The 21887-nt window shown below is 47.1% G+C and carries 24 protein-coding genes and 2 pseudogenes; 17 read left to right on the top strand and 9 right to left on the bottom strand.

The annotated features are described in order from the left end of the window. The first annotated feature begins 140 nt into the window (after positions 1 to 140). Both NSP04_RS01230 and NSP04_RS01235 read left to right on the top strand, forming a co-directional pair. Positions 141 to 569, top strand: a complete 429-nt coding sequence (locus NSP04_RS01230; RefSeq protein ID WP_257510515.1) for a DUF4149 domain-containing protein — start codon at positions 141 to 143, stop codon at positions 567 to 569. Beyond that, positions 560 to 1615 (top strand): AraC family transcriptional regulator, encoded by a 1056-nt coding sequence (locus NSP04_RS01235; protein WP_257510516.1) that lies wholly within the window; start codon positions 560 to 562, stop codon positions 1613 to 1615. The genes NSP04_RS01230 and NSP04_RS01235 overlap by 10 nt, the downstream gene beginning before the upstream one ends. On the opposite strand, the gene NSP04_RS01240 is transcribed toward NSP04_RS01235, so the two are convergent. Next, complete coding sequence (locus NSP04_RS01240; RefSeq protein ID WP_257510517.1) at positions 1616 to 2470, bottom strand: alpha/beta hydrolase; 855 nt, start codon at positions 2468 to 2470, stop codon at positions 1616 to 1618. It lies immediately after the preceding gene. Between the two features lie 199 nt (positions 2471 to 2669). Here NSP04_RS01240 and NSP04_RS01245 point away from each other — a divergent pair, with 199 nt between their 5' ends. From NSP04_RS01245 to NSP04_RS01260, 4 genes are all read left to right on the top strand, one after another. Beyond that, positions 2670 to 3728 (top strand): beta-propeller fold lactonase family protein, encoded by a 1059-nt coding sequence (locus NSP04_RS01245; protein WP_257510518.1) that lies wholly within the window; start codon positions 2670 to 2672, stop codon positions 3726 to 3728. Positions 3729 to 3872: 144 nt separating this feature from the next. Next, positions 3873 to 4376 (top strand): TRAP transporter TatT component family protein, encoded by a 504-nt coding sequence (locus NSP04_RS01250; protein WP_257510519.1) that lies wholly within the window; start codon positions 3873 to 3875, stop codon positions 4374 to 4376. A 104-nt stretch (positions 4377 to 4480) separates the two neighbouring features. Beyond that, positions 4481 to 4780 carry a hypothetical protein gene (locus NSP04_RS01255; protein ID WP_257510520.1) on the top strand — a complete coding sequence of 100 codons (300 nt, stop codon included), beginning with the start codon at positions 4481 to 4483 and terminating at the stop codon, positions 4778 to 4780. A gap of 3 nt (positions 4781 to 4783) precedes the next feature. Continuing rightward, positions 4784 to 6091: a PqqD family protein gene (locus NSP04_RS01260; RefSeq protein ID WP_257510521.1), complete on the top strand. Its 1308-nt coding sequence runs from the start codon at positions 4784 to 4786 to the stop codon at positions 6089 to 6091. Between the two features lie 462 nt (positions 6092 to 6553). Here the strand turns inward: NSP04_RS01260 and NSP04_RS01265 are convergent, their stop codons facing one another. Both NSP04_RS01265 and NSP04_RS01270 read right to left on the bottom strand, forming a co-directional pair. Continuing rightward, positions 6554 to 6958, bottom strand: a complete 405-nt coding sequence (locus NSP04_RS01265; protein WP_257510522.1) for a type II TA system antitoxin MqsA family protein — start codon at positions 6956 to 6958, stop codon at positions 6554 to 6556. Then, positions 6955 to 7260, bottom strand: a complete 306-nt coding sequence (locus NSP04_RS01270) for a type II toxin-antitoxin system MqsR family toxin (RefSeq protein WP_257510523.1) — start codon at positions 7258 to 7260, stop codon at positions 6955 to 6957. Before NSP04_RS01270 ends, NSP04_RS01265 begins: the two co-directional genes overlap by 4 nt. A 189-nt stretch (positions 7261 to 7449) precedes the next feature. On the opposite strand from NSP04_RS01270, the pseudogene NSP04_RS01275 reads away from it, so the two are divergent. Then, positions 7450 to 7692: pseudogene (locus NSP04_RS01275) on the top strand (IS21 family transposase); the annotation flags it as partial. Positions 7693 to 7796: 104 nt separating this feature from the next. After that, positions 7797 to 8471 carry a DUF433 domain-containing protein gene (locus NSP04_RS01280; protein WP_257510524.1) on the top strand — a complete coding sequence of 225 codons (675 nt, stop codon included), beginning with the start codon at positions 7797 to 7799 and terminating at the stop codon, positions 8469 to 8471. Between the two features lie 340 nt (positions 8472 to 8811). On the opposite strand, the pseudogene NSP04_RS01285 reads toward NSP04_RS01280, so the two are convergent. Continuing rightward, positions 8812 to 9147: pseudogene (locus tag NSP04_RS01285) on the bottom strand (ATP-binding protein); the annotation flags it as partial. Positions 9148 to 9474: 327 nt separating this feature from the next. Here NSP04_RS01285 and NSP04_RS01290 point away from each other — a divergent pair. After that, a complete protein-coding gene (locus NSP04_RS01290; protein ID WP_257510525.1) occupies positions 9475 to 10296 on the top strand; it encodes a HipA family kinase in 822 nt (273 codons plus the stop codon). Next, positions 10293 to 11168, top strand: a complete 876-nt coding sequence (locus NSP04_RS01295) for a hypothetical protein (RefSeq protein WP_257510526.1) — start codon at positions 10293 to 10295, stop codon at positions 11166 to 11168. Before NSP04_RS01290 ends, NSP04_RS01295 begins: the two co-directional genes overlap by 4 nt. 59 nt (positions 11169 to 11227) lie before the next feature. Here the strand turns inward: NSP04_RS01295 and NSP04_RS01300 are convergent, their stop codons facing one another. Next, positions 11228 to 11674, bottom strand: coding sequence for a hypothetical protein (locus NSP04_RS01300; RefSeq protein WP_257510527.1), 447 nt, complete (start codon positions 11672 to 11674; stop codon positions 11228 to 11230). Positions 11675 to 11998: 324 nt separating this feature from the next. Here NSP04_RS01300 and NSP04_RS01305 point away from each other — a divergent pair, with 324 nt between their 5' ends. After that, entirely contained in the window at positions 11999 to 12337 is a 339-nt protein-coding gene (locus NSP04_RS01305) for a helix-turn-helix domain-containing protein (RefSeq protein ID WP_257510528.1), read from the top strand. Then, positions 12315 to 13163 carry an ImmA/IrrE family metallo-endopeptidase gene (locus tag NSP04_RS01310; RefSeq protein WP_257510529.1) on the top strand — a complete coding sequence of 283 codons (849 nt, stop codon included), beginning with the start codon at positions 12315 to 12317 and terminating at the stop codon, positions 13161 to 13163. The genes NSP04_RS01305 and NSP04_RS01310 overlap by 23 nt, the downstream gene beginning before the upstream one ends. A 54-nt stretch (positions 13164 to 13217) precedes the next feature. On the opposite strand, the gene NSP04_RS01315 is transcribed toward NSP04_RS01310, so the two are convergent. The 4 genes from NSP04_RS01315 to NSP04_RS01330 are packed head-to-tail and all read right to left on the bottom strand — an operon-like array spanning position 13218 to position 15975. After that, complete coding sequence (locus NSP04_RS01315; protein WP_257510530.1) at positions 13218 to 13574, bottom strand: antitoxin Xre/MbcA/ParS toxin-binding domain-containing protein; 357 nt, start codon at positions 13572 to 13574, stop codon at positions 13218 to 13220. Between the two features lie 31 nt (positions 13575 to 13605). After that, positions 13606 to 14736: a TniQ family protein gene (locus NSP04_RS01320; protein ID WP_257510531.1), complete on the bottom strand. Its 1131-nt coding sequence runs from the start codon at positions 14734 to 14736 to the stop codon at positions 13606 to 13608. Then, the gene (locus NSP04_RS01325; protein ID WP_257510532.1) at positions 14733 to 15317 is read right to left on the bottom strand and encodes a hypothetical protein; all 585 of its coding nucleotides are present in this window, start codon (positions 15315 to 15317) and stop codon (positions 14733 to 14735) included. Before NSP04_RS01325 ends, NSP04_RS01320 begins: the two co-directional genes overlap by 4 nt. Then, complete coding sequence (locus tag NSP04_RS01330) at positions 15307 to 15975, bottom strand: helix-turn-helix domain-containing protein (protein ID WP_257510533.1); 669 nt, start codon at positions 15973 to 15975, stop codon at positions 15307 to 15309. The genes NSP04_RS01325 and NSP04_RS01330 overlap by 11 nt, the downstream gene beginning before the upstream one ends. An 83-nt stretch (positions 15976 to 16058) precedes the next feature. Between NSP04_RS01330 and NSP04_RS15000 the strand changes: the two genes are divergently transcribed. From NSP04_RS15000 to NSP04_RS01350, 5 genes are all read left to right on the top strand, one after another. Then, positions 16059 to 16343, top strand: a complete 285-nt coding sequence (locus NSP04_RS15000) for a helix-turn-helix domain-containing protein (RefSeq protein WP_371824984.1) — start codon at positions 16059 to 16061, stop codon at positions 16341 to 16343. 192 nt (positions 16344 to 16535) lie between these two features. Further along, complete coding sequence (locus tag NSP04_RS01335) at positions 16536 to 17438, top strand: TnsA endonuclease N-terminal domain-containing protein (protein WP_257510534.1); 903 nt, start codon at positions 16536 to 16538, stop codon at positions 17436 to 17438. Beyond that, positions 17429 to 19696, top strand: a complete 2268-nt coding sequence (locus tag NSP04_RS01340) for a TnsB C-terminal domain-containing protein (RefSeq protein WP_257510535.1) — start codon at positions 17429 to 17431, stop codon at positions 19694 to 19696. Before NSP04_RS01335 ends, NSP04_RS01340 begins: the two co-directional genes overlap by 10 nt. Continuing rightward, on the top strand, positions 19693 to 20946 hold the full coding sequence (locus NSP04_RS01345; protein WP_257510536.1) for an ATP-binding protein: 1254 nt from the start codon (positions 19693 to 19695) through the stop codon (positions 20944 to 20946). Before NSP04_RS01340 ends, NSP04_RS01345 begins: the two co-directional genes overlap by 4 nt. Next, positions 20921 to 21865, top strand: a complete 945-nt coding sequence (locus tag NSP04_RS01350; protein WP_257510537.1) for a TniQ family protein — start codon at positions 20921 to 20923, stop codon at positions 21863 to 21865. Before NSP04_RS01345 ends, NSP04_RS01350 begins: the two co-directional genes overlap by 26 nt. Positions 21866 to 21887 lie beyond the last annotated feature (22 nt).

The following is a 21887-nucleotide window of genomic DNA, read 5'->3' on the forward strand; positions in this document are numbered from 1 at the left end:
TTTTCGATGAGATGCAGTGTAGGCCTGGGAGGGCAAAAGGCGTGAGTGTGAAAAGTGACGAGTTTGGAGTCAATTTAGGCCACAAGTTGGCTTTGCTGATGCACAATAAAAACTCGTAGTAACTTAGCAGCAGGTGACGTATGGAATGGTTTCAAGCACTGACCACCCTGGCCTTGGGTGGATTGTTCGGCGGTATTTTGGCATTTTCCGCCTTGTTTGCACCGCTTGTATTTACCAAATTGCCGATGGAGCAAGCCGGGCCATTTATTCGCGCTGTATTCCCTTGGTACTACTTGTATGTGATTGTGTTTGGTTTTCTTAGTGCTATTTTCGCGGGTCTTGCAGGTGCAGGTTTCTGGGTGTTGTTTCCATCGGCTTTGGTTGGCTTGGCCAGCGTGTACACCCGCCAGGTGCTGATGCTTCAAATCAACGAATTGCGTGACCGTGAATTGGCTGGTGACACCGCAGCGGGTGCGGAATTCAATAGCAAACACCGGCTTAGCGTGATCATTAACAGCGTGCAGCTGTTGGTGGCTGGCGCAGTGCTGGTTTGCTGGGCATGGAACTAAAAGATTTTCCGCAGCTTCGGCTGCTGGAGCAAACTACGGTGGCGCAAGCCTACCCGCTGTTCTTCGTGAACTATGCGGTGCAGCGGGGCTTTGAAGCCGAACAGGTTTTGGAACACACCGGGCTTACGGTGCAGCAATTGCAGGTGCCCAACAGCCGTATAGCCGCGGCACAGCACGGCATTGTGACCATGAATTTGCTGGCGCTGTTTCAAAGCGAGCACATTGCAATCGACATGGGTTTGCAAAGCAGCCTGACCAAAGCCGGCATGATTGGTTTTGGCTTGATGAGCTGCGCTACCCTGCGTGAAGCCATTGAATTGGGCATACGTTTTCTGCCCACCAAAGTGCCGTTCTACACCATTGATACCAGCGAAGACGAGCGCACATTTGTGTGCCACATTCGCGAAGCCATGTCACTTGAACCCGTGCGCAAATTCGCCATTGAAAACTTTGTAATTGAAGTGTGGCGTTTGTTTGAAAGCCTGTTTAACCCCATGGGCAACGCACGCGAGGCCAGCGGAATTGAATTGTGGTTTGATTGGCCCGAACCCGCTTATTACGGCAGCTATGCCAGCAGCTTGCCCAAATGCCGGTTCAATGCAGCGGGCAACCAAATTCGCATTCCTGCCAAGTGGCTTGACCTGCCCTTGCCCACCGCGAACGCCAGCACTGCGCAAATGGTGATTCAACAGTGCGAGCAAGAACTGATTGCGCTGGGCTTGGGCGACAATTTAAGCGGGCGCGTGAAGAATTTGCTGATTTGCCGTGATGGCAATTACCCGCAACTGGAAGACATGGCAAATACACTGCACATGTCGGTGCGCACTTTGAAACGAAAGCTGCAACACGAAGGCCGAAGTTTTTCAGACTTACTGGGTGAAGTGGTGCAACGCGACGCCTGCCTGCTGCTTGAAACCACACGGCTTAATGTGGACGAAATTGCACAGCGTGTGGGTTACCAAGACCGCGCAAACTTCACGCGGGCATTCAAAAAGCTGACTGGAAAAACGCCCAGTGAATACCGGGCGTGGATGACCCTGCAATAATTACGCCGCCAAAAAATGGCTGACCAAACCCTGCGCATCTGCATCATGCGGCAAGCTGACATGGTCGGTGCCTTTCACCGTGGCAACCAAAGGTTTCACTGCAAAATTTTGCATCAAGCGCAGCGATGAATCATGCGGAATCACCTGATCATTCTCGGCCAGCAGCACAAAGGTCGGGTTGTGAACATTCACCGCACAGGCCTGTGAATTGAATTTGCTACGCAACAAAAGGGAAACTGGCGCAAGTGGCACCTTCTTTTTTGCGATGTTAATCAAGCTATCGTATGGCGTGAACAACACCAGTTTGTGAACCGGCGTGCTTGCCGCCAATTGCATGGCCACACCAGTACCCAAACTGCGGCCAATTACCGAAATTTGATTGCGGTCACACCAAGGCTGCTCAGCCACCCATTTGTAAATGGCGCGTGCATCGGCCACCAAATTTTTTTCAATCGGCGTGCCTTTTGAATTGCCATACCCCCGGTAGTTAAAAAATACCAAAGGCAAATTCTTGAAACCTTGTGCTTCATTCAGTAGCCAGCGCACGTCTTCACTTCGCCCACCGAAGTAAATGGCACAGGGCGCTTTGCTGCCTGCGCCACCCATGCCGGCAGGCATTCGCACCCAGCCTTCCAGTTCCACGCCGGGCGCCACCTGCAGGCGCAGTTCGGTGAACTCATGCGCATGCTGCGTGAGCAAATCATGGTGTTTGATGGAAGGACTGAAAATATGCTTGGTTTGACTAAAGTAGAGGTAGGTCCAGTACGCAGCAAGCCCCATCGATGCCGACCACGCCACACGAGGTACCAACCGGGATTCCGGCGCGCGTTGTTGTTTTTGTTCTGAGTACTTCATCGGGGTGCTTCTTTACAAAAGGGTTACTGGTCACAATACATAGTGTATTGAAACCAAACTGTCACAAAGGTTCAATGTGCTTGGCGAAAGCGCGTTAAATCAATGTTTGGAAGGAATTGCCAACATGACCTGTCACAATGGCAGGCTATATTTCACGAAAAATTCAGTCGCGTTAAAGTGATTCGCAGGGAGAGAACACATGAAGTTCAGAGTGACCACCTTGGTCCTAAGCACTGCCATTTTGCTGGCCGCCTGCTCCAAACAGGACGAAGCACCCGCACCCGCTGTAGAAGAAACAACATTGGAAGCGGTGCCACTTGCAAACCCTGCACCGCAAGGCAAGTTTTACATCACCAATCAGGAAGGCCCAATATCTATTTACTCCCTGGCCGATTACAGCAAACTGGGCGAAATCAGTGTGGGCAAGGGTGGCCGTGGCATGGGTCTGGTCGACGACGAAAGGCTGCTGGCTGTTGCCGTGCCAGCGACAAACGACATTGCAATTGTTGACTTGGCCACTCGCGCCGTGGTGCGGCGCGTGCCGGTGGGCCACAATCCTGAAACTGTTCGGGTTCAAGGCATGCTGGCTTACGCAACCCTCGACCCACAAACAAAAGGCAGCCCAACAAAACTGGCAGTTATCGACTTAAGCACCGGTGAAAAAACCTGGGAACTGGATGTTGGGCTGCAAGCGCTGGGCATGGAATTGTCAGCAGATGGTGAGCACATCCTTGTGACCCACGAAGCCAACGAAACCATTTCAGTACACGAGCTGGAAACCGGCAAGCTGCTTAAAACAATTGAAACTCGTGAGTACGGAATTCGCCCGCGTGGAATTGCGCGCTCGCCAGATGGCGATTATTTTGCGGTTACGCTGGAATACGGCAACAAAATTTTGATTCTCGACCGCGACTACACCATTACCCAGGAAATCCCCACCGGTGAAGTGCCCTATGGCATTAGTTACAACCGCACAGGCACAGAAATTTTTGTGGCTCTTGCCCGAGGCAAAGCCGTTCAGGTGTTCAATACAGAAACGTTGGAGTTGAAACGCGAAATACCCATCGGCGAACGCTGCTTGCATTTCAGCCTGACACCCGATGATAAAAATTTGGTCGTGGCTTGCGGCCGCAGCAACAACGTGCTCGTATTGAATGCCGAAACAGGCGAGTTGGTTAAAGAATTGCCAGAACCTGACAGGGCGCCCTGGGGCGTCATGATGCTGCCAAAATCGGTTGGCTCCCTAAGTTCACCCTAGGCTCGCTTAGTTAAAAAATGGCTGCGCAGCAAACCAAAAAAATAAGGCTGTGTGTACTCCTAAATTAATTTTCCGCGTTAATCAATTAAACGGTTGCCACCACGCAACACTTTTAATCTAATTAACGTCGCTTAGGAGTCACTTATGAGGCGCGTATTTAATGTCATTGAAAGCAACGCCACCAGCAGCCCCGCCAACCATTCAGCCACCATATCGGCTGCGCCGCAGGAATGTATTGAGGCCATTCAATCCGCATGGGCCCAAGCCCTACGCAGCGATTTTGGCCGCACCCGCGATGCAATTTTGTGCGAACTTGCACAATCCACTCAAGAATTGGCCCAGCAATACCCAAACGATGCAAGAACACTGTTGTGGAACGGCATTGTGTTAACGGGCTATGCGAAATCGCTGGGCGGTTTGTGCGCACTGCAGTTTCAAAGCACAGCGAAAGCATCACTGGAGCGGGCAATCGCCTTGGCTCCAAAAGACGGTGCAGCCTACCTGTATTTGGGCTTGCTGTATGACCAGGCACCGGAAGCACCTTACAGCTTTGGCAATGAAACCATGGCCAAAGCCCTGCTTGAACAAGGTCTAGCCCTAACACTGAATGCGCAGGGTCAACGATTGGGCCACATTCGCTTGGCTTGAAACGTTAAGTTTTGAAAAGAAGTACTACAAATTTCTTGCTTACGCGTTGGGTAGGAAATGGCGGCATCTATCCCGATGCACCGCCTGTTGACAGGAGTAGCGAGATGTCAAATACCGACGACAAAGTAAAAGCAAGGCGAGCCGCATTGGTTCGTTTGGGTTTGGTGGTAGGCGCGCTGTATGCCGCACCATCCATGGTGGGTTTGGCCACCGCGCAAGCCGACGGCCGATCGCGCCCAAGCTATTCCCGACAAAGCCGTTGGTCGCGGCCATCCCGGCCCGACCGCTACTACTCAAAGTACGGTCGGGGCAATCGCTCTTCTCGGTATTCGCGCCCCTCACGCCCCAGCAGGTATACCCGCTATTCACGCGTTAGCCGGCCCTGGATCACCATTCGCTTTTAAAACATGGAAACCATTGCCAAACAGCAGGCCGCGCGCCTGCTGTTGAAGTTTTCTGGCGTAGGCCAGGGTCTGTGTGTGCCCAACCACCTGGCCTTAATGAACGCCCTTCGGGAGGTTGTGCCCACCTGGGACTTCACTGAAGAAGCCCTGAGTAGCGACTGCGAAATTGGCGACCACTGCGTGGCGCATGTTTCCATTGCTTTCCATGCCCCGCTTTGCTACAACATAAACTCGATTTACACCGAAGAGCCCATGATGGGCTTGTCAACGGCCAGCGCAGTGTGCTCGCTGCTGGCCGATATTCTTGAAACCCACATTTCGAATTCAGCAAACCCGATTGCATTGCATGCTGGCGCATTTGTAATGGGTGGCAAGCTGATTGCTGTCAGCGGGCCGCGCCGTGCAGGCAAAAGCACGCTGATTTCAAGGTTGTGTGCGGAACCCGACGTACAAATTTATTGCGACGATGTGCTGCCTGTTAACCCCAGCGGCCATGGCATTGCCTTGGGTTTGGCACCTCGCTTGCGCTTGCCCCTGCCCAAACTTGCCAGCCCGGTTTTCAGGCAACATGTGCAGCAACATCTAGGCCCACACGATGAACGCTACGGCTACCTGTGTTCAGCCAATGTTGCAGCCCATGGCACCACACACCCGCTGGCAGCGCTGATTATTCTGGACCGCAGGGCACAGGCAACAAATGCCCATTTCTGCGAGCTTAATGAGGACGACGCACTGTTTTATGCCCTGCAACAAAACATGGGCAACTTTGCCAATCCACAAGAGGCGTTGTTACGTACTCAAGCGCTGCTTGGCAATGTGCGCTGCCTGCGCCTAGTTTACCACGACCTGGAAGATGCAGTGGCCTTGCTGCGCCAAGCGTTCGGCCAAAGTGCAGAACCATACACGAACCTACCGGTGCAGCCAGCCCAGGCGTGGCAGCCAGAGACTGCCCGTGCTGCCGAGCCTATAAGGGCCAAGCAAGTGTTTGCGCGTGCCCCCGGTGCGGCAGTGCGGCGCATTGGCAACTCTACCTTCTTGTGGCTAGCCAGCGAAAATTCGGTGTGGCGCTTGAACACAGTTGCTGAAGCGGTGTGGGCATTGCTTGAAACGCCGGGCAGTGCTGAAGAATTGGCAGATGTACTTGGGGAAGTGTTTGTTCAAGTGCCCAAGGCGCAACTTGAAAAAGACATTGCCGGGTTAATGGCGGTGATGAAGGAAGAAGGCTTTTGTTCTGAACTAATAAAGTCGAAAACTAGGCCCGTGGATTCATGGGCCTTGCGAGGCATGCGATCAGCGGCGTACCTGAATTAAAGTCGAAAACGGGAGCTGACATGCGAGGAAGAAAACTTGAGAAGTGAAAATAAAGTCGAAAACAACGCGGCTATTGGTGATTATTGAATTGATTCTCTCTGTTTACATACCGCCAAGTATTGGGTTGTGCTCAGAGCAGACCTCGTTTAGTCGGACACCGTTCTCGCAATTTGTTCTGTTTAGTGTGACTGTTGTCCAACCTCAAATTTCAAAGTAGAAAGTTTCGCGCAAAAGTGGTTGTACTTTTAGACTTCTGGGTGAGTCATCTTCATCGTCTGAGGTATCAAATTCAAGAACAACAAACCCCCACATGTGCATAAATACTGAAGAAAGCGAATTGTGATGGAGTTCGCGAAGTTTGTTGCTGTGAAAAGTATTGATCCTTTGAATTGCGGCAACACATGCGGAAAAGCTGTGTTCACCTCTTCGATCAGCTTGTCTATTTGGCCATTTTCGAGAGGTTTACACTTGATCCAGTTCACGAAGCATTTCTGGGTGTTTTTCCAAAATTTTGAAAAGCTGAACCAACGATTTTGGAGGTTTCGCAGCACCTCGTTCATAGCGAGAAAAGGCACTAGCCCCACCTCCGAAAATGGAGGCTGCTGTCTTCTGGTCCAAGTCTAGTTTTTTTCGAACGCCTGCTATCCAGCTCCCTTCTACAAAATCAGAATTAACCGAGTTTCGGAACTCACGAATAGCGGCACCGTATTTATCGCCATTAAAACGATCGAGAATACCCTCTCCGCAATCCATGCAAAATTGACCTTCGATTCCTTGCGCAACAGTAGAGCGGCCCTTGTAAGATATTTCAAGGCCCTTTGTTTCATACACCATTTGGCTTGAACCACAATTTGGGCAGTTTTTCATGATTCTGACTCCTTAAAGCTAACTATTAAAACACCCTCTTCAACCATTAGCTTCACATAGGCTTCTGTGTTGTTAACCGTGACCAGGTAAACGTCTTGCCACTTTGTGTGGTCTTGATAAGTCGTCATCGATTTCTTAAAATTTTTTGTGGTCAACGAAGAAACCACTTTGCACATCTCAGACAGCGTAAAAACATTCAAATCAGCAGCGGTATTAAACGCGGTCTTTGTCGCATTTACCTTACCTTCTTTTATCAATTGGTGCACAACGGCTAGTTTTGTGTGGGCGGTGCTCTTTTCCATTGTTAATTTTATTCCTATTAGGTTAATTTGTCTAGTAAGCAAATTTGCTTGCTTAAGACGTATAGGTACAAGGATTATACAAAGCGTCAACAAACGGTCGTATTTTTGAAGAAAAAGACACTGGGCCCTATTCGATCGACCAGTGTTGAGTTGCATCCAAAATTGACCCACTTAGGGTGAAGATTTGCCTCGAACTTTGACCCACGTATGTCTACCGAACACTTGAAACCGAAGAAGCTGCGCAGAAACCTGCGCAGCATGTACCGGGATTTGGTCGCCTTGGGCTTTACAGGGTCTTATGACCGGGGGGTGCCTTTGCAAGGCAGTGGAAAGATTCCGAGCAGTTCAACGCGCAAAGCGGGCAAGCAGGTCAAACTTCAGATTACCCAGTTTAAGTTGGCTCACAGCCGGGCCTTTGTGCTTCGGGCTTATGCATTCCGATTCACATTTAATTGCCTGACAATCGCTGATCTCTGCTTGAATTGATTTCCTGAATCGATTAGTTTAATGTTCCGATAAATCGGAGTATTAAAATCATGAGTACGTCCAAATATTTATCGATATCGGAGGCTGCATTTGTGTCAGGTTTGGCTGACCGTGACCTAAACAGAGTAGTTGATGAGAAGTTGGTCCCGAACGAGCTAATCATTCAGGGCAAGAATGGTAGGCGTTTTTCTGCGTTGAGCCTCGCTTTCGCAAAGTTTTACTTTGAATCTGCACGAATCCTAAGTGCGACGTGCCGCAAAGACATCATCAATCTAGCCCATGGAAATGTTCGAACCCGTGGCAAACACTACAGAATCCCAGATGAGGTTGTGTTTGGGGACAAACGTTGGGAAATTGGAATTGATATGGTGAACGTTGATATCTCGCCTTTTGTACGAAAGGTTTGGTCGAATCTTCGCCTAGCAGATGCGGCTAAAAGTTTAATTACGCGGGACGAGTCTGTGATGTCAGGCCGCCCGGTATTCAAGGGAACAAGACTTCCGGTAGACATGATTGTCGATTGCTGGGGATCAGAGTTAAGCATTCAAGAAGTTCAAGAGGCCTACCCGTCCTTAACTGAGAAGCAAATCGATGCTGCGAAGGTCTATGTGAAGCTTCACCCCCCTCGTGGGCGTCCTCGTCGCCTGGCGGAAGTAAACCAAGCACTCAAGGTTCGAGCAGGTAACCAAAGTGCGAGAGGAATAATGTCGCCCAAAATTGATTAGCTCTTGAATCGCCTAACAATGATAATTCGCATACAAAAACACCCAACCGAGAATACTATTAGACACACAATTGTTACGCGCTCCCGAAATCGCTGCTGAGCAGCACACACTGTTTATACGACGAGCGCACGCTTTGTACATTACGGGGCACTTTGGACAACCTAAATTACGTAGATTTTTGGGATTGTCTATAGGCTTGGTGATCGAGACAGTTCGCGAAGTAAGGAGAGCCACTTACATGAACCTTCGCTGTTACTTTTGCGGCTGTCAACACCAGCACTGAATGTCCAATTTTCACCAGAATATTTTGTCCACCAATAAACGGTAAATTGTCCTGTTTTTAACGGTCTTCAGTGGTCAGTTCGGCAAACATTTCCTCCTCGGTCAAGTGGGTTTCGGGTTTTCGGTTTTGAGAAGCGCCAAGCAGACCTGCGCAGCGCTTCTCTTTCAAGCGGTAACTTTCACCTTTGATATTCAACGTGGTCGCGTGGTGTAGCCGTCGGTCCAGGATGGCCGTGGCTAGCACTGGATCAGCAAACACTTCACCCCAATCCACAAAGCTTTTGTTTAAGCTCAGAATAGTTGATGCTTTCTCATATTGGCGGCTGATGACTCGGAAGAACAAGCTGGCGTCCTCCCGGCTCATCGGCATGTATCCGATTTCATCAAGCACCAGTGGGGAGGAAGAAAATTTGAAAAGTGAAATTTAAGTCGAAAACCACGCGGTAATTGTCGATTGACTCCTCATAATTGTTCATGGATAAATTTTGATACGACCCAACACCCTGACTGGGTACGTTTTTATTCAGTACAACAAGCGGCTAGCGGTATGTTTTGACTCAGGTGTTAAAGAAACTGACATGCTCAGGTTGTATGACAAAAGATGACGCATCTCGGCGATCACCGAGTCGGTCTGTTCGAGAACATGAAAGACCCACCGCAAGTTAGGATCTCCGAACTACGGTAAACTAACCATGTCAGATGTAGGCATGAGGTTCTCAAAATGGGAAAAATAGTACAGTTACCGCCGCTCCTACTTCCGGGGATTGGGATAGCGTCGACATCTGGAACTGGTAACCTGATCTCAGGCTCCAAGTCTGAGATTTGGCTATGTCCTACGTATGATGCAGAAGGAAAGGGAGCTCCTCTGTATGTAAAGAAGGGGCTAACTGCAAGAGCGATAATGGTTGAAATCCTGTGCTCTCAAATTGCCCAAGTATTAACACTACCAGTCCCCCAGCCATATATCGTGACTGCAAAATCTAAGCACGTGGGGGGGAAAGGGAATTCGAATATTGTCTGCTTCGGCACCTTAGATATGGGTTCGCAATCACTAGCTCGGCCTATTAAATGTCTAAATCAAGTTTTAACACTGCTACAAAAATTAAAAATTGAAGACATGATTGCAACTTATGACGAATGGATTGCCAATGATGTAAGAAGTCCAAACGATATTCTTTTCAGTCCAGATAACTTGTTATATCTAATTGATCATGAGTCAGCAATTCCACCTAATAAAAGCGCAGATGAACAACTTACTAACTGGTTGGCAGACCGACTTTTAGAAAGCATGAATGATCAAGAACGAAGAAAACTTCTGAGGCAAATGCATTCTAGAATCGCTGCATTTCAGCGAATCAAATTCACGTCCGCTCCTCTTTCATCAGGATTTATACAAGGATCGGGGGAGTTGTATTTAGAGTTAACCAAATTTCTGACTGAAAGATTAACTCATATTCACAGACTTGTATCGCAAAGAATTTTTCCAAATCAGTTACATTTAAATCTAACAACAACTCAAATCGACGGGGCTGAGCAAGCGTGATACCTTTCGAACTTCCTAAGCTAGAAGCGCACTGGTGGCCTGTATTTATGGAAACGATACCAGGTAGCGGAGAAAAAATCTCCGTTGCTACGGTTGTTAGAGCTGCATCAGGCCAATCACAGATCAGACAAAGTATTTCACCTAGTTTGATAAGTGCTCTATTTGGTACCTCCGCAAAAGGGATGTCCTCAATGCTAGCTGCGTCATTAATAGAAATACAACAACAGCTTAACGCAGGTAGGAGAGTAGAGGAGCTTGAGTTTCCTTTCGGAGGTTTTTTTCTTGGCGCTTGCAAGGAATGTATAGGAAAAGATTTAAATGAAATATTTGATGTGTCCGTTCGACTTTCTACTGCTTTTGGTCAATCCAATTACGGCGTGAGATCCGAGATAAGTGACTCGTCTAAACTTGCATTTAGAGATTGGGCAGAAAAAATAAAAAAAGATCTATTTAGCTTAGAAAGCCCAGCCTTATACCATCATGACTTTACGAAAGACTTCAATGTTCCACTAAAAGTCGGCGGAAAATCTATAAAGATTGGTTTCTTAAAAGGTTCTTACGCGGCTAACTTTGGCGTAATGAGACCAGGTGTTTCCTCATCTGCTGACACAAGATCTCTTAAGGCCAAGGTTTTTGATCTCGAAGCGGTCAATCGATCAAACATGTTTTCTGTCTTAAACACTGAATTATTAGTCGGCTGCCCTAACGTCGAAACTCTTTCATATCTTTCAAATAAAGAACGAAATAATTTTATCGATTCTTTAGAATTTTTAGAAAAAGAATCTAAAGCTAGACACGTAAGCTTTATTAAATTTGAGTCTCACCTGCAAGCGGCCCACCATCTATCGTCAAAAATCTATGTTAAAGCTTAAATGATGACATCCGGTTGAACTACCCCGCTGTACTCAGTCATCATTATTGATTTTTTAACTTAATCTTTTTCGAATCGCTCATTTGTTTCTTTTGCTGAATACGCTCCCCGAAGAAAGGCTGCTAAAGCGGCTAATGCGACTAAAAATCCGAGCAAGAAGGCATAAATTACTATCATTTCAGCTAGTTGTGCAGCAGAATCAAGCAAATCCGCGCGGGCCTTCAATCCCTTACAAGTACTCACGAGTGCTTGTTCAATTGTGGCGCAACTAACAACGCTAAGTTCCTCAAAACTTGGCCCAGAAAGGGTTTGAACCTCCTTCATTAGTTCCAACTGGAGTTTTAACAACTCCATAAAACCTGAAGACAAACCAATCAATCCAACGCTAAAAAAAATTGAACTAGCCAGCATTAGACATCGAGCGCCAGAGAATGAAAATATCAATCTCACCGCTCGCGTCAACGTTTGATCAATAGTTTGCCCGGTTGCTAGAAAAAACTTGATCACAGCGTTTTCCTTAAAAAAAGCCCTCGAAACTCGAGGGCCCACAAGTTACGCATGCTGCACTAAAACCCAGATGGTTGCTTGTTGGTTATACGGGGGCATTCTATTACCCCTCGCAATCGGTGCAGTTGTATTGCCATTTTGCGGACGCCAGACTCCACTTTCCGGACAAACCTCACCAGTTCTAGCTGTTGTACCTATTGGTTTACGCATCGCAGTTACTCCTGAAGTACCCGATCACATGACCGTGGCGTAATGATATATCTGTACGTTTTCGTAAGTCAATAAAATTTTTATGCTGCTGTCAGTTGGCATATAATTCTGCGTATGGATGATTTTGCAAAACGTTTAAGAAAGTACCGGATGGCCAAGAACCTGTCTCTACAGGCGCTTGCGGAGAAGGTCGGATCGTCAAAAGCTCACATATGGGACTTGGAACAAGGCAAAACCAAGAATCCATCACTCTCTCTTCTGACAAACTTGTCTAGAGCCCTGGACGTTCCAATAAAGACCTTGGTAGGCGAAGCTAGTGAGACTGAAGCAGATGATGCTCTGGCGCCACTTTTCAGGGATCTTCGTGAACTAGAAGACCGGGATATAGAACTAATTAAATCTATGACCGAGCAGCTGAGATCCAGAAAGAATGCAACCAACGTTAACGATTGATCGATGTGAGTTAGCTGATACAGCGCAACCCGCAAAGTTGGCGGAGCTTCTTTTCTCTCAAATATCAAACCAATTAGAGAACCCTGTTCCGATCAACATAGAAGCATGCGCAGCTGCGTGTGGAATACTCGAAATTAAAGAACTGGAAACAACCGGTTTTGAAGGTGGATTGATTCAAGACGATACCAAAACGAACGGATTCATCCTAGTCAACCAAACCTCTCAAACATTTCGAAAACGTTTTACCATTGCCCATGAGCTTGGACACTTCCTCAATTTACGTCATGTAGCGAAGCCCGGACAAACGCAATTAATGTGTACAAAAGAGGACATGTCTTTACGCGAGAAAGGTCGAAACAGCGTTTCAGATATGGAAAAAGAGGCAAACGAGTTTGCCTCTCACCTTTTGATGCCAAAGTCATTTTTGGCGACGCATAGATTAATTCGTCAAACTCCATCACTTCAAAACATTATCGATCTGCAGAACTTGTGCCAAGTTAGTAAGGAGTCAGCCGCTAGACGCCTTACCGAACTGCATGGAGATCATGTGGCTATTATTTTCTCCAAGAATGGTCGATTTATATACAGCGTGCGGTCTGAAGACTTTCCGTATATCAATCTTAAGAAAGATCAGCAGATATTTAGTAAATCACTCACTAAAGAATTTAGTGGTTCGATTGGGGACATTTCAGACCAAGAAGAGACAGACGCTTTTCTCTGGCTTGACGATAAAGACGCAAGAAACTGGACCATTTGGGAGGAAGTACTTCTTCAGCAAAATGGATACCGCATGACACTGCTACTTGGGGAAGTGGATGAGGAATGACATTGTTGTGGTTTTAAAAAATTAAATATCAAGTCAACACCTATCGAAAAGTCTTCATTGATATACCCCGTGCAAAATCGCATTCAGTAAATTCAACACTGTCCCCTGCCCATCAGGCTCTCCGAGCAACTCTCTGGGTGTCACCCCACCCAAAGCCGGGTTAGGCTCTTCCATCCAACTTGCCAACCACCGGCCATGTTGAAAATTCACAGCATCAGGCGAAAGATCCGCAGTCTTAATTGTGTCGAGCATCAATTGAACACCTGAAAGCAAGCTTGAAGCATCGCCCTTGAATGTTCCTCGCTGTCGCGCCCAATTCAGCGACCCGCTGCTTATCCCCACCCAAGATGAAAGAGTTTTTTGATTTAGCCCCAACTCGGCCGCGAGATCAGTGAACTGAGAAAAATGCATGGTGTGACATCCCGTGTTGTAGATTGGAGCATCAAAGCCCGTCAAATAAATCCAATTGCTTTGGCTGTCGGCCCACCATCGGTAGGCGTAAATCCAACCAGTCGGAATCCCACCTGTTAAGCCAACAAAATGAGCGGTAATGGCGCTGGGTAAATTCAAGCCGAGAGGGAGCATCGTTTTGCTCCAGGTAATTCAAACAAACTTTTCGATGCACCACGCGCACATCTGTATCCGCGCTTTTGTTTACAGTTGCTTGGTGTACTCCCCGATATCCAAAGACAGAGACCCACAAAGACTGGTTACTCAAAGCCTCCGTACTTTCATAGAGAATTGCCATTAGCGTCACACTCTCCTCGGACACCGGAGTAAATTGACCCGATTTAAGTGAAGATACCAAGCGGCCTATACGCCTTAAGTTCACTTTATCGAGCTGGGCGGGCTCACAGCCCATTAATCGCTGACATAGGAATTTCAAAAGCATGCGGGCAGCAACTTTCCCGTCATCTTTCAAGCACCCTATGCCATGAATGCCATCCAGTAACATTCCACATAAGTTATCCGACTGACTAGATCCTGCCTCCATCTGATCCGCCAACAACTTTCTGCGAAATTCAGGAAATGCCATCGATAACGCGAGGGGTGTAACCAGTGTGTCTTCCTGCTTATCAAAATCTGTTATGTCGCTGGGAAGATATCCGTAAATATGCAGAGAGGATTTCTTGATCCGCAGTCGCTGCAAACGAACTTCGTGATTAACGCACCAATCGCAAAACTCCAACTGATGAGAAACACGCCAGTATGAGAAACCAAACTGCCTCGAATCTTCGTTCCTGCATTTGGGACAAAACAATAGATTTGAGCCACCTGCAAAACTCACTTCCGCCAACGAGTATTGACCTCTCAAGGGGTCAGCTCTCCTCTCGGCAGGCGAAGGATAATTTACCGAATGCCAATCGTGAATTGATTTTGCATACCGACCCAGGTGGGCTTTAAAAAGCCCACCCCAATCCACTTTGGAATCGACGAAGGACGTGCAAACCCCCAAATTGAATTGCTTTTCATACAAGTCGCGGCAATCGACAACCCCATTTAAGCGGCACACCCGAACCATCAAACTGTATAAGGTTTCATCTGGCAATAGCTTTGGCAGAAACAAGGTCAACCTTCACAGCTCGACCTGCGAACCGCCCATCTTTTAACGATTGGCCATGGCTTCACAGTCCCCTCGTACATCCATGCAATTATCGAAAACCATACTGTGGCGATGAGCAACTGAGTACCAACGGCTTGAAATGGCGAGATGTGCTCCGAGGGAACTGCACGCAAAAACAAAAACAGATAAACAATCGACAGCAACCCAATGCCGGCAAGCGCAAAGACAGGCATCCACTTGTTGACATGCAACCGAATTGCTTCGTTTTGAAGCTGCAAATATCCACCTCGATGCAACCAACGGATTTGGTGATCAGAAGCACCCATCTGTTTTTGAAGATCCAACACCTGCTGTCGATTGCTTTTGGGCACCGAAAAACCAAACCGCCTGCGGAAAAATCTCTCGCTGTTAAGTGCCAATTCATCGATGAGCACTTCATCACCGATGTCCAGAACTGAATCTGAATAGTTTATGGATTCGTAATAGTTATGGCCCGCCACTCGATTGCGTTCGCCGATATTGGTTTGAAGGGGTCGAGAATTCGCAGAACTATCTAGATGAGCCTGCGCAGTTTTAAAGTCATTCTTCATGATAGTCACGTCCCGCAATTCTATTTCCTGATCCGATGTTGACTTGAGAATTTTGGGACTCAGCCTTTTCCTGATGCAGCAACGCTGAGAAATCGACAGGTTTCTTCGCTTGGAAGTAAGCAATCGCATCGCTAAGCACGGTCTTACCAGCACTGGTCCGATCTTGATTCCACACTTGGGAGTTGTACATGGTGAGAATTAAATCAATCGGCACTGGCCGATCAAGCGCAGAATTCAGAAAGCTCTGTATCGCAGGCTCATCAACAACTTCGGTGAGCCTCTCATTCTCAATTAGATCGAGGACTGCCCGAGCCATCTGGTTATTCTCCCTGCAGGCCAACTCGGCAAGCGACACCCGCAATCTGATGGCCCGCATCCAATCTAAATCTATCCGACTCTCCCCTGACATTGATCCTTCGCCAGTAAGCAACCAATCAATTGAAACTTTTACCGCCTGCCTAATTGCAAGCAGAAACTCTGCCCCTGGTTTTTTTTGACCACGTACAACATCGCTTACAAATGCCGCGGAGGCACCGATTGCTTTTGCGAACTCCCCTTGGTTCATGCCGCTCAGGGCAATTACTAAACCAAGCCTTGAGGCGAGACCGTCCAAAGACGACATTTCTACATCAGAAATAGCTTGCTCAATATCTTTCATTGAATATATATTTGCTTAAAGAGTATTTTTTTAAATGTCTTAAAAATAGATTACTACCTATTACTAAGGATGTCACCAACAACTTGGACCCGCTCGAGATCAATTACAGCCTAAAACGGATTGGGAAATCTCAATCATCAATTGCGCGGGAGCTCGGTGTAAGCACGGGGATTGTCAGCAATGTGGTCCATGGTCGCACCACCTCCCATTTTGTCGCGAGCCACATCGCTCACCTATTGGGACTTGAAATCAGCCAGATTTGGCCATCTCAGTATATTTATAAACCCAGAAAATTCGAGGGCAAAGTGTCCCCAATCAAAGGCTATCGAGATACAAAAATCGGTTCGAAAGGAGGGTCGCCAACGTGACAGCATAGAACCAAAAGAAAAAAGCGCGAGGATTAGGGCCCTCACGCTTTTTGTGCCGGGGGTTTGACCCGACTGACTACTTACATTTCTCAGTCTACGAGCAGAGCCATCGCTCGTCAATACCCCCATTTTTTTATTACGCATCACGGACTTATGTGAGAAACACATTCGTTCAAATAATGGGGGTGAATATTGAGAACAACCAAAAGATTTACACCGCGTACTTTGGAAAGATTTGAAGAACGCGAGCGTGGAATTGGAAGATTTGAAAACTACCAACCATGGCATCAGATCACCCGATCAGATCCAGCAAGCCACGGGAGAAGTCACCTAGTTTTCCATGAGGGACGTTTCATACACCTGCTCAGCGACAAGGAATTGATCGTCAGATACTTCATTCAAATGCTGCCGAATTTGATTGAGGTCCGAGAGCAACAACCACTCTGCCTGTACCGAGAAAACGACTACCTGGATCAAACAGCTGACCTAAATGAGTACGGAATGTACCCAGGCACCTTAGAAATCAGCGAAACGCTGAAGGTCAAACATCCCAGTACCCATGATGCTGAGCAGTCACTACCCTGGAGAATGTCCACAGACTTCTTGGTACTGCTGCGGCAAGAAAACGCAGTGAAAAAGCTTGCTATAAGTGTGAAGGCTGAGCCATGGACGAGCATTATCAAGAATCGCCGAACAATGCAACTCATGGATATTGAACGTGAGTATTGGAGGCAGAGGGACACCGAATGGCTGTTGATAACGCCAGAAACCTACGACCATCGCGTGGGTGAAAATCTAAGACGTACCGCTGGATGGGTAATTACAGAGCTCGATAGGACGATTAATTTTTCTCTTGTGAGCGACATTGTGGCGAGAAATCAAGGCCGACCATTATCCGAAATCCTGCAAATCCTGGGTGATGCGGTCGGTGACATTAACTGCGCACAGATTGCATTTTGGCGGTGTGTATGGAGCGGCTACTGCCCAATCAAACTAACCAGAGGCTGGAGACCTAGCGAGTCAGTAGAACTAATCTCACAGCAAGAATTTGAGAATCAAAACCCTGTACTCAGTGGGAGATCGGCATGGAAATGATCTCCAATGAAACATTTCGGCTAATTGGCCCTGAAACAACCTACAAAGATTTTGACCCTGGCATTTACAGAATCATCATTAATAGCGTTGCGCGAGGTCTAATCGCCTGTTCATTAATCGCAAACGAAGATTCAGAGACTTCAAAAACCAGGGCCCGCAAACGAAAAAGGAAAAAGTCCCCACTACCACTTGTAGGAAAACTACGATGGATACCAAAAAAAGTATTTGCTTCACTTGTTGAACAAGGGCAAATCGTATCCATCGAATACAAGCGCAATAGTAGCGACGCAAAAAGCCTGAGTCCGAAGGCTCTGTCAATATATTCGCGCAGGGTGCAAGTTATGGGCGACTTCCTTGATCAAATTCGTTTGCACGATGAGCTTGAGGCAACTTGCTCCATAAGCTCTTTAGTTAAGCAGGCGATGAACAAGTTCTCAGTCTCAAAGTTTTACGTCCACAAAAACTGGTCCTTGCTTTGTAGGTACGGCTTAACAGCCCCGTCCCTAAGTCCGTCTTTAAAAAATTGTGGGGGACGAGGCATCCCTCGCCCTTGCGATGTAAACCCGGACGGTAGTTTGATACGACAAAAACCCGGTCGCAAACGCAAAGTTCAATCCATGCAGAAAACTCTGGGCCACGAATTTGTATTGCAACCAGGGATCACTAGCGAATGGCGCAAAATGATTTTATCCCTTGATTCAAAATTTAAAAATCCCAAGCCATCGTATCCAGTGCGATGCAAGCATATTTTGGAAATGGGCTTTAGTGACGTCACTGAGGTCAACGGTCAGATGGTTAAAGCCCTCTGGCCACGGGGCCAATATCCCTCGAGAGCACAAATCCTCCACGTGCTAAAGAGTGGAACATCCTCTATGCAAAGAATCGGCGAAACAACCAGCAAACGTCATTTGGAGTCCTCTCGCCGGGGGCTTACCGCGAAGGGCTGGCAAGGTGTTCCAGGGCCAGGTCACACTTGGGCTATCGACTCGACCATTGGTGATATATATCTTCGCTCCTCGGTCAACCGCGACTGGATTATTGGAAGACCGATCGTTTACCTAATTGTCGACATGTGGTCAACCGCAATCGTTGGTGGACATATTTGTCTGGAAGGGCCAAGTTGGAAGACAGCCAAACTCGCAATATTTAACGCAGTTTGTGACCCAGCAATTCTAGGCGAGCTGTGGGGGCAAGATCCACTTGAATCCCTAAATCCAAGACCAATGTTACCAGCGGCCTTGTTGTGTGATCGAGGTGAATACCTGAGCGAAAAGCATAAGGAAACTGCAATCAAGCTTTTTCCGCACACCAGCTACACACCACCCTACCGAGGTGACCTCAAAGGATTGGTGGAAGTACTGCACCGAATTGAAAAAGACAAGATGTTCCGATTTGTACCTGGTGCACTCGATACACGCCGCGATGAAATGGACCTTAGAAAGTCAAAACCACAAGAAAGCGCATTGACCTTAAATGAATTTTGGGCTTACTTACAGCATTCAATTCATGAATACAACCTCACAGCCGATCGCTCAAACCGGTTGGATGCGTCGATGCTTGCCGATGGAGTTGACCCCTCCCCCGCTGGACTTTGGAACTGGGGACATTCGGTTGGGATTGGATATCGAAAAGCTATTCCAGCAGACGAAATCAACCGTTCATTGTTACAACCAGTGAGAGCAAGTATTCAGCGAGACGGTTTGACTCACTTGAACTGCAATTACACCTCTCCAAAAATTGATCTCAAAGAATTTACGACCATCGCGCGAAATCGAGGGCTTATAGAAATCAATGCCTATCACTATCCTGGATCGATGCAGTCTTTGTGGATTCCTGATAACGGATCCGATGATCTCATTCGATTCACAATCACCGACACCTCATTGTCACTACCTACGATTACCGCTGATGAATGGCTCGACTGTGAAGCTATTCGTGCTGCAACTAAATCTATACATGAACACAAACACAATGAGATCAGCGTTCACACTTACTCGAAACAAAAATCGATTATTAGTGAATCAAAAAAATCAACTCAGAAAATGGACAAGGTCAAAAATGATCCCATTCCGAACATCTCGGCGGCCAGAAGAATAGAGATTGAAACATCAAATCAAAAAGCTGAGTTGAACGAAATTGGTATTCGGCCCAAAGAAGCCGTGACTGCAAATGTTTCGCGACCTGACAAAGAACTGGAGAGAAGTTACGCACTGCTTATGCAACGTTTAACAGGTAGAAATAAAGGCGGCGACGAATGAACAAATCCCATCATCTCGATAACGTACTGATCAAAAAACTTGAAACATTCAAAACACGCGGAGAGTTGCTTGAACGTCTCGTGTATTTACCTCAATTGCCCAAAGACATCGAATTCACCTCAGATTCTCATCGCATTCAGTGCTGTGAGGAAGTAGCGGATTTACACATTCCACAACCTATTGAATTCGAAATTTTCGACACGATCGACCTAATGATCAGGAACGGCTATAGACCTCGAAACCCATTGAACGTTAGAACTTGGCGAGATCTCCATCATCCAGGAACCTACCTAGTACCACGGACAGCACCAGGCGCAACAGTAGTGGGGTTGCCGGGCGTTGGCAAATCAATTACCTGCGCAACCATCCTGTCAAAATGTTACCCACAGGTAATTGATCACGATGATTTCCCGAATGCTGAAGGCCCGGTTAAACAAGTGGTTTGGTTGAGTGTGGAAGCCCCACACAGTGGTAAGGCACGTGATTTTGTCGACAATCTTATGGAAGCTTGGAATACAGCCATAGAACAAGCAAGATTTCAACGTCGACCGAACTCAACATCGCGAAGACCAACATCAGATTTAAACGAGTGGTTGCAGGTTGCAAAATCAGGATTTCTGGGGGTTCTGCACATCGATGAAGTGCAGAACCTCTTTCAACTTAGCTCGGCTGCGAGTCGAAAAAGTAGCAACCATAAGCGTGAGCTTAGAATTGTGGAAGATGACTTGCTGAAGTGGCTCCTTAACCTAAGCAACAGCGGTCAAATCCCAGTTCTTTATTCTGGAACCCCTGATGGACTCGATGCGCTGGCAAAAAGATTCAGCAATGCGCAAAGATCCACGAGTATGGGCTATCACCAAATACCCACTTTCAATCAACAAAGTTTAAGCGCGTTCAAAAATCACTTTTTGATCTACCTTTTTGAGTATCAATACACTGAGCAGCAAATTGAATTGACAGATGAACTCGCTAGTTTGATTCTTGAACTGAGCGCCGGGATTCCTCGAATCGTTATTGGCCTTTGGATAGCCGCCCATCGTTATGCGATTCGACAAGGGCACTCAACGCTATCGGTAGAATCTTTCGAGCTAGGCTCTCAAAAATTAACACAAATGCTAAGCCACGGTGTTTCGGCACTTATGCACAATGACCGCAACGCCATGAGCCACTATGAAGATCTGATGCCTGGAAACAGCGTTTTCTGGAACGAATTTCTCCTGTCTAATGGCAAACCACCTAAGAAAAAATAAAAATTTGTTAGTTCTTGCACCAACTCTCAATGAACTTGTTTCCACATACATTCATCGTTTGACCACTGTGAACGGCTTTAAGGATCGACAAGTCATGTTGCATCACATTGCCAATCGATTTGGTTTACCGGATAACCTAGGTATCACACCTTCAGTAGAGCTAATCGCAAGGCTACTTAACACCACAGCCCTAGACATAATCCTGAAACACACCATATTGCCGTTTACATCCATCTTGCCTGGGACCGTCGGCACTTTCGATCTAAGGATTACTGGGGAAAAACTTCTGTTGGCCGCGTCTAAGCATATTTCAAAAGACCTGACTTATTGCAAGAAATGTACTGATGATGAATTCGATCAAATTGGTTGGTCGTCGTACAAGCGGCACCACCAGCTTGAACATATTAGCTATTGCCACATTCATTACGGCCAGCCACTTTTGAGGAATCAGCCCAGCAGCTGGGATGTCTGGATGCCCCACTTACCTGCAAACGAAAAAATTCTTTACAAAATTCCTGTGAGGTCGAAAATGGAAATTTCCACTCAAATGAAATTCCATAGCTATTGGAGCGAATTAGAACAATCCACGAACTTCATCGATTGTGATTTGATGAGACTTTTTCTAGTTTCCACCGCACGCAACCAAGGGTTCCAAACCACGCCCGATGACCAAGGCAATCATGTATTTTCTGACCACATTTTAGATATTTACGGAACCGGATTGTTTGAGGAGGTGTACCCAGCAAGATTCAAGAAAACAAGAGGCCTGCTATTCGATCCTGTCGATGGATATCTAATTTATGGCTACCGATCCGCAGCAAAAATTACAATGATTTTGCCAATCATGATGGGGCTCTTTGAGTCAGCAGAAACGCTGATCGAGGAGTTCTCAAGTTTCAAATACAAACTGTCGACTTGAATCGGTCTGCATAAGCGTGGAT

The sequence above is a fragment of the Limnobacter parvus genome (assembly GCF_024623725.1).
GTDB classification, from domain to species: domain Bacteria; phylum Pseudomonadota; class Gammaproteobacteria; order Burkholderiales; family Burkholderiaceae_B; genus Limnobacter; species Limnobacter parvus.

Excerpts from the sequence above, each read along its gene's own strand:
- NSP04_RS01230 (WP_257510515.1), top strand. The coding sequence starts at position 141 with ATGGAATGGTTTCAAGCACTGACCACCCTGGCCTTGGGTGGATTGTTC.
- NSP04_RS01235 (WP_257510516.1), top strand. The coding sequence starts at position 560 with ATGGAACTAAAAGATTTTCCGCAGCTTCGGCTGCTGGAGCAAACTACG.
- NSP04_RS01240 (WP_257510517.1), bottom strand. The coding sequence starts at position 2,470 with ATGAAGTACTCAGAACAAAAACAACAACGCGCGCCGGAATCCCGGTTG.
- NSP04_RS01245 (WP_257510518.1), top strand. The coding sequence starts at position 2,670 with ATGAAGTTCAGAGTGACCACCTTGGTCCTAAGCACTGCCATTTTGCTG.
- NSP04_RS01250 (WP_257510519.1), top strand. The coding sequence starts at position 3,873 with ATGAGGCGCGTATTTAATGTCATTGAAAGCAACGCCACCAGCAGCCCC.
- NSP04_RS01255 (WP_257510520.1), top strand. The coding sequence starts at position 4,481 with ATGTCAAATACCGACGACAAAGTAAAAGCAAGGCGAGCCGCATTGGTT.
- NSP04_RS01260 (WP_257510521.1), top strand. The coding sequence starts at position 4,784 with ATGGAAACCATTGCCAAACAGCAGGCCGCGCGCCTGCTGTTGAAGTTT.
- NSP04_RS01265 (WP_257510522.1), bottom strand. The coding sequence starts at position 6,958 with ATGAAAAACTGCCCAAATTGTGGTTCAAGCCAAATGGTGTATGAAACA.
- NSP04_RS01270 (WP_257510523.1), bottom strand. The coding sequence starts at position 7,260 with ATGGAAAAGAGCACCGCCCACACAAAACTAGCCGTTGTGCACCAATTG.
- NSP04_RS01280 (WP_257510524.1), top strand. The coding sequence starts at position 7,797 with ATGAGTACGTCCAAATATTTATCGATATCGGAGGCTGCATTTGTGTCA.
- NSP04_RS01290 (WP_257510525.1), top strand. The coding sequence starts at position 9,475 with ATGGGAAAAATAGTACAGTTACCGCCGCTCCTACTTCCGGGGATTGGG.
- NSP04_RS01305 (WP_257510528.1), top strand. The coding sequence starts at position 11,999 with ATGGATGATTTTGCAAAACGTTTAAGAAAGTACCGGATGGCCAAGAAC.
- NSP04_RS01310 (WP_257510529.1), top strand. The coding sequence starts at position 12,315 with ATGCAACCAACGTTAACGATTGATCGATGTGAGTTAGCTGATACAGCG.
- NSP04_RS01315 (WP_257510530.1), bottom strand. The coding sequence starts at position 13,574 with ATGCATTTTTCTCAGTTCACTGATCTCGCGGCCGAGTTGGGGCTAAAT.
- NSP04_RS01325 (WP_257510532.1), bottom strand. The coding sequence starts at position 15,317 with ATGAAGAATGACTTTAAAACTGCGCAGGCTCATCTAGATAGTTCTGCG.
- NSP04_RS01330 (WP_257510533.1), bottom strand. The coding sequence starts at position 15,975 with ATGAAAGATATTGAGCAAGCTATTTCTGATGTAGAAATGTCGTCTTTG.
- NSP04_RS01340 (WP_257510535.1), top strand. The coding sequence starts at position 17,429 with ATGGAAATGATCTCCAATGAAACATTTCGGCTAATTGGCCCTGAAACA.
- NSP04_RS01345 (WP_257510536.1), top strand. The coding sequence starts at position 19,693 with ATGAACAAATCCCATCATCTCGATAACGTACTGATCAAAAAACTTGAA.
- NSP04_RS01350 (WP_257510537.1), top strand. The coding sequence starts at position 20,921 with ATGGCAAACCACCTAAGAAAAAATAAAAATTTGTTAGTTCTTGCACCA.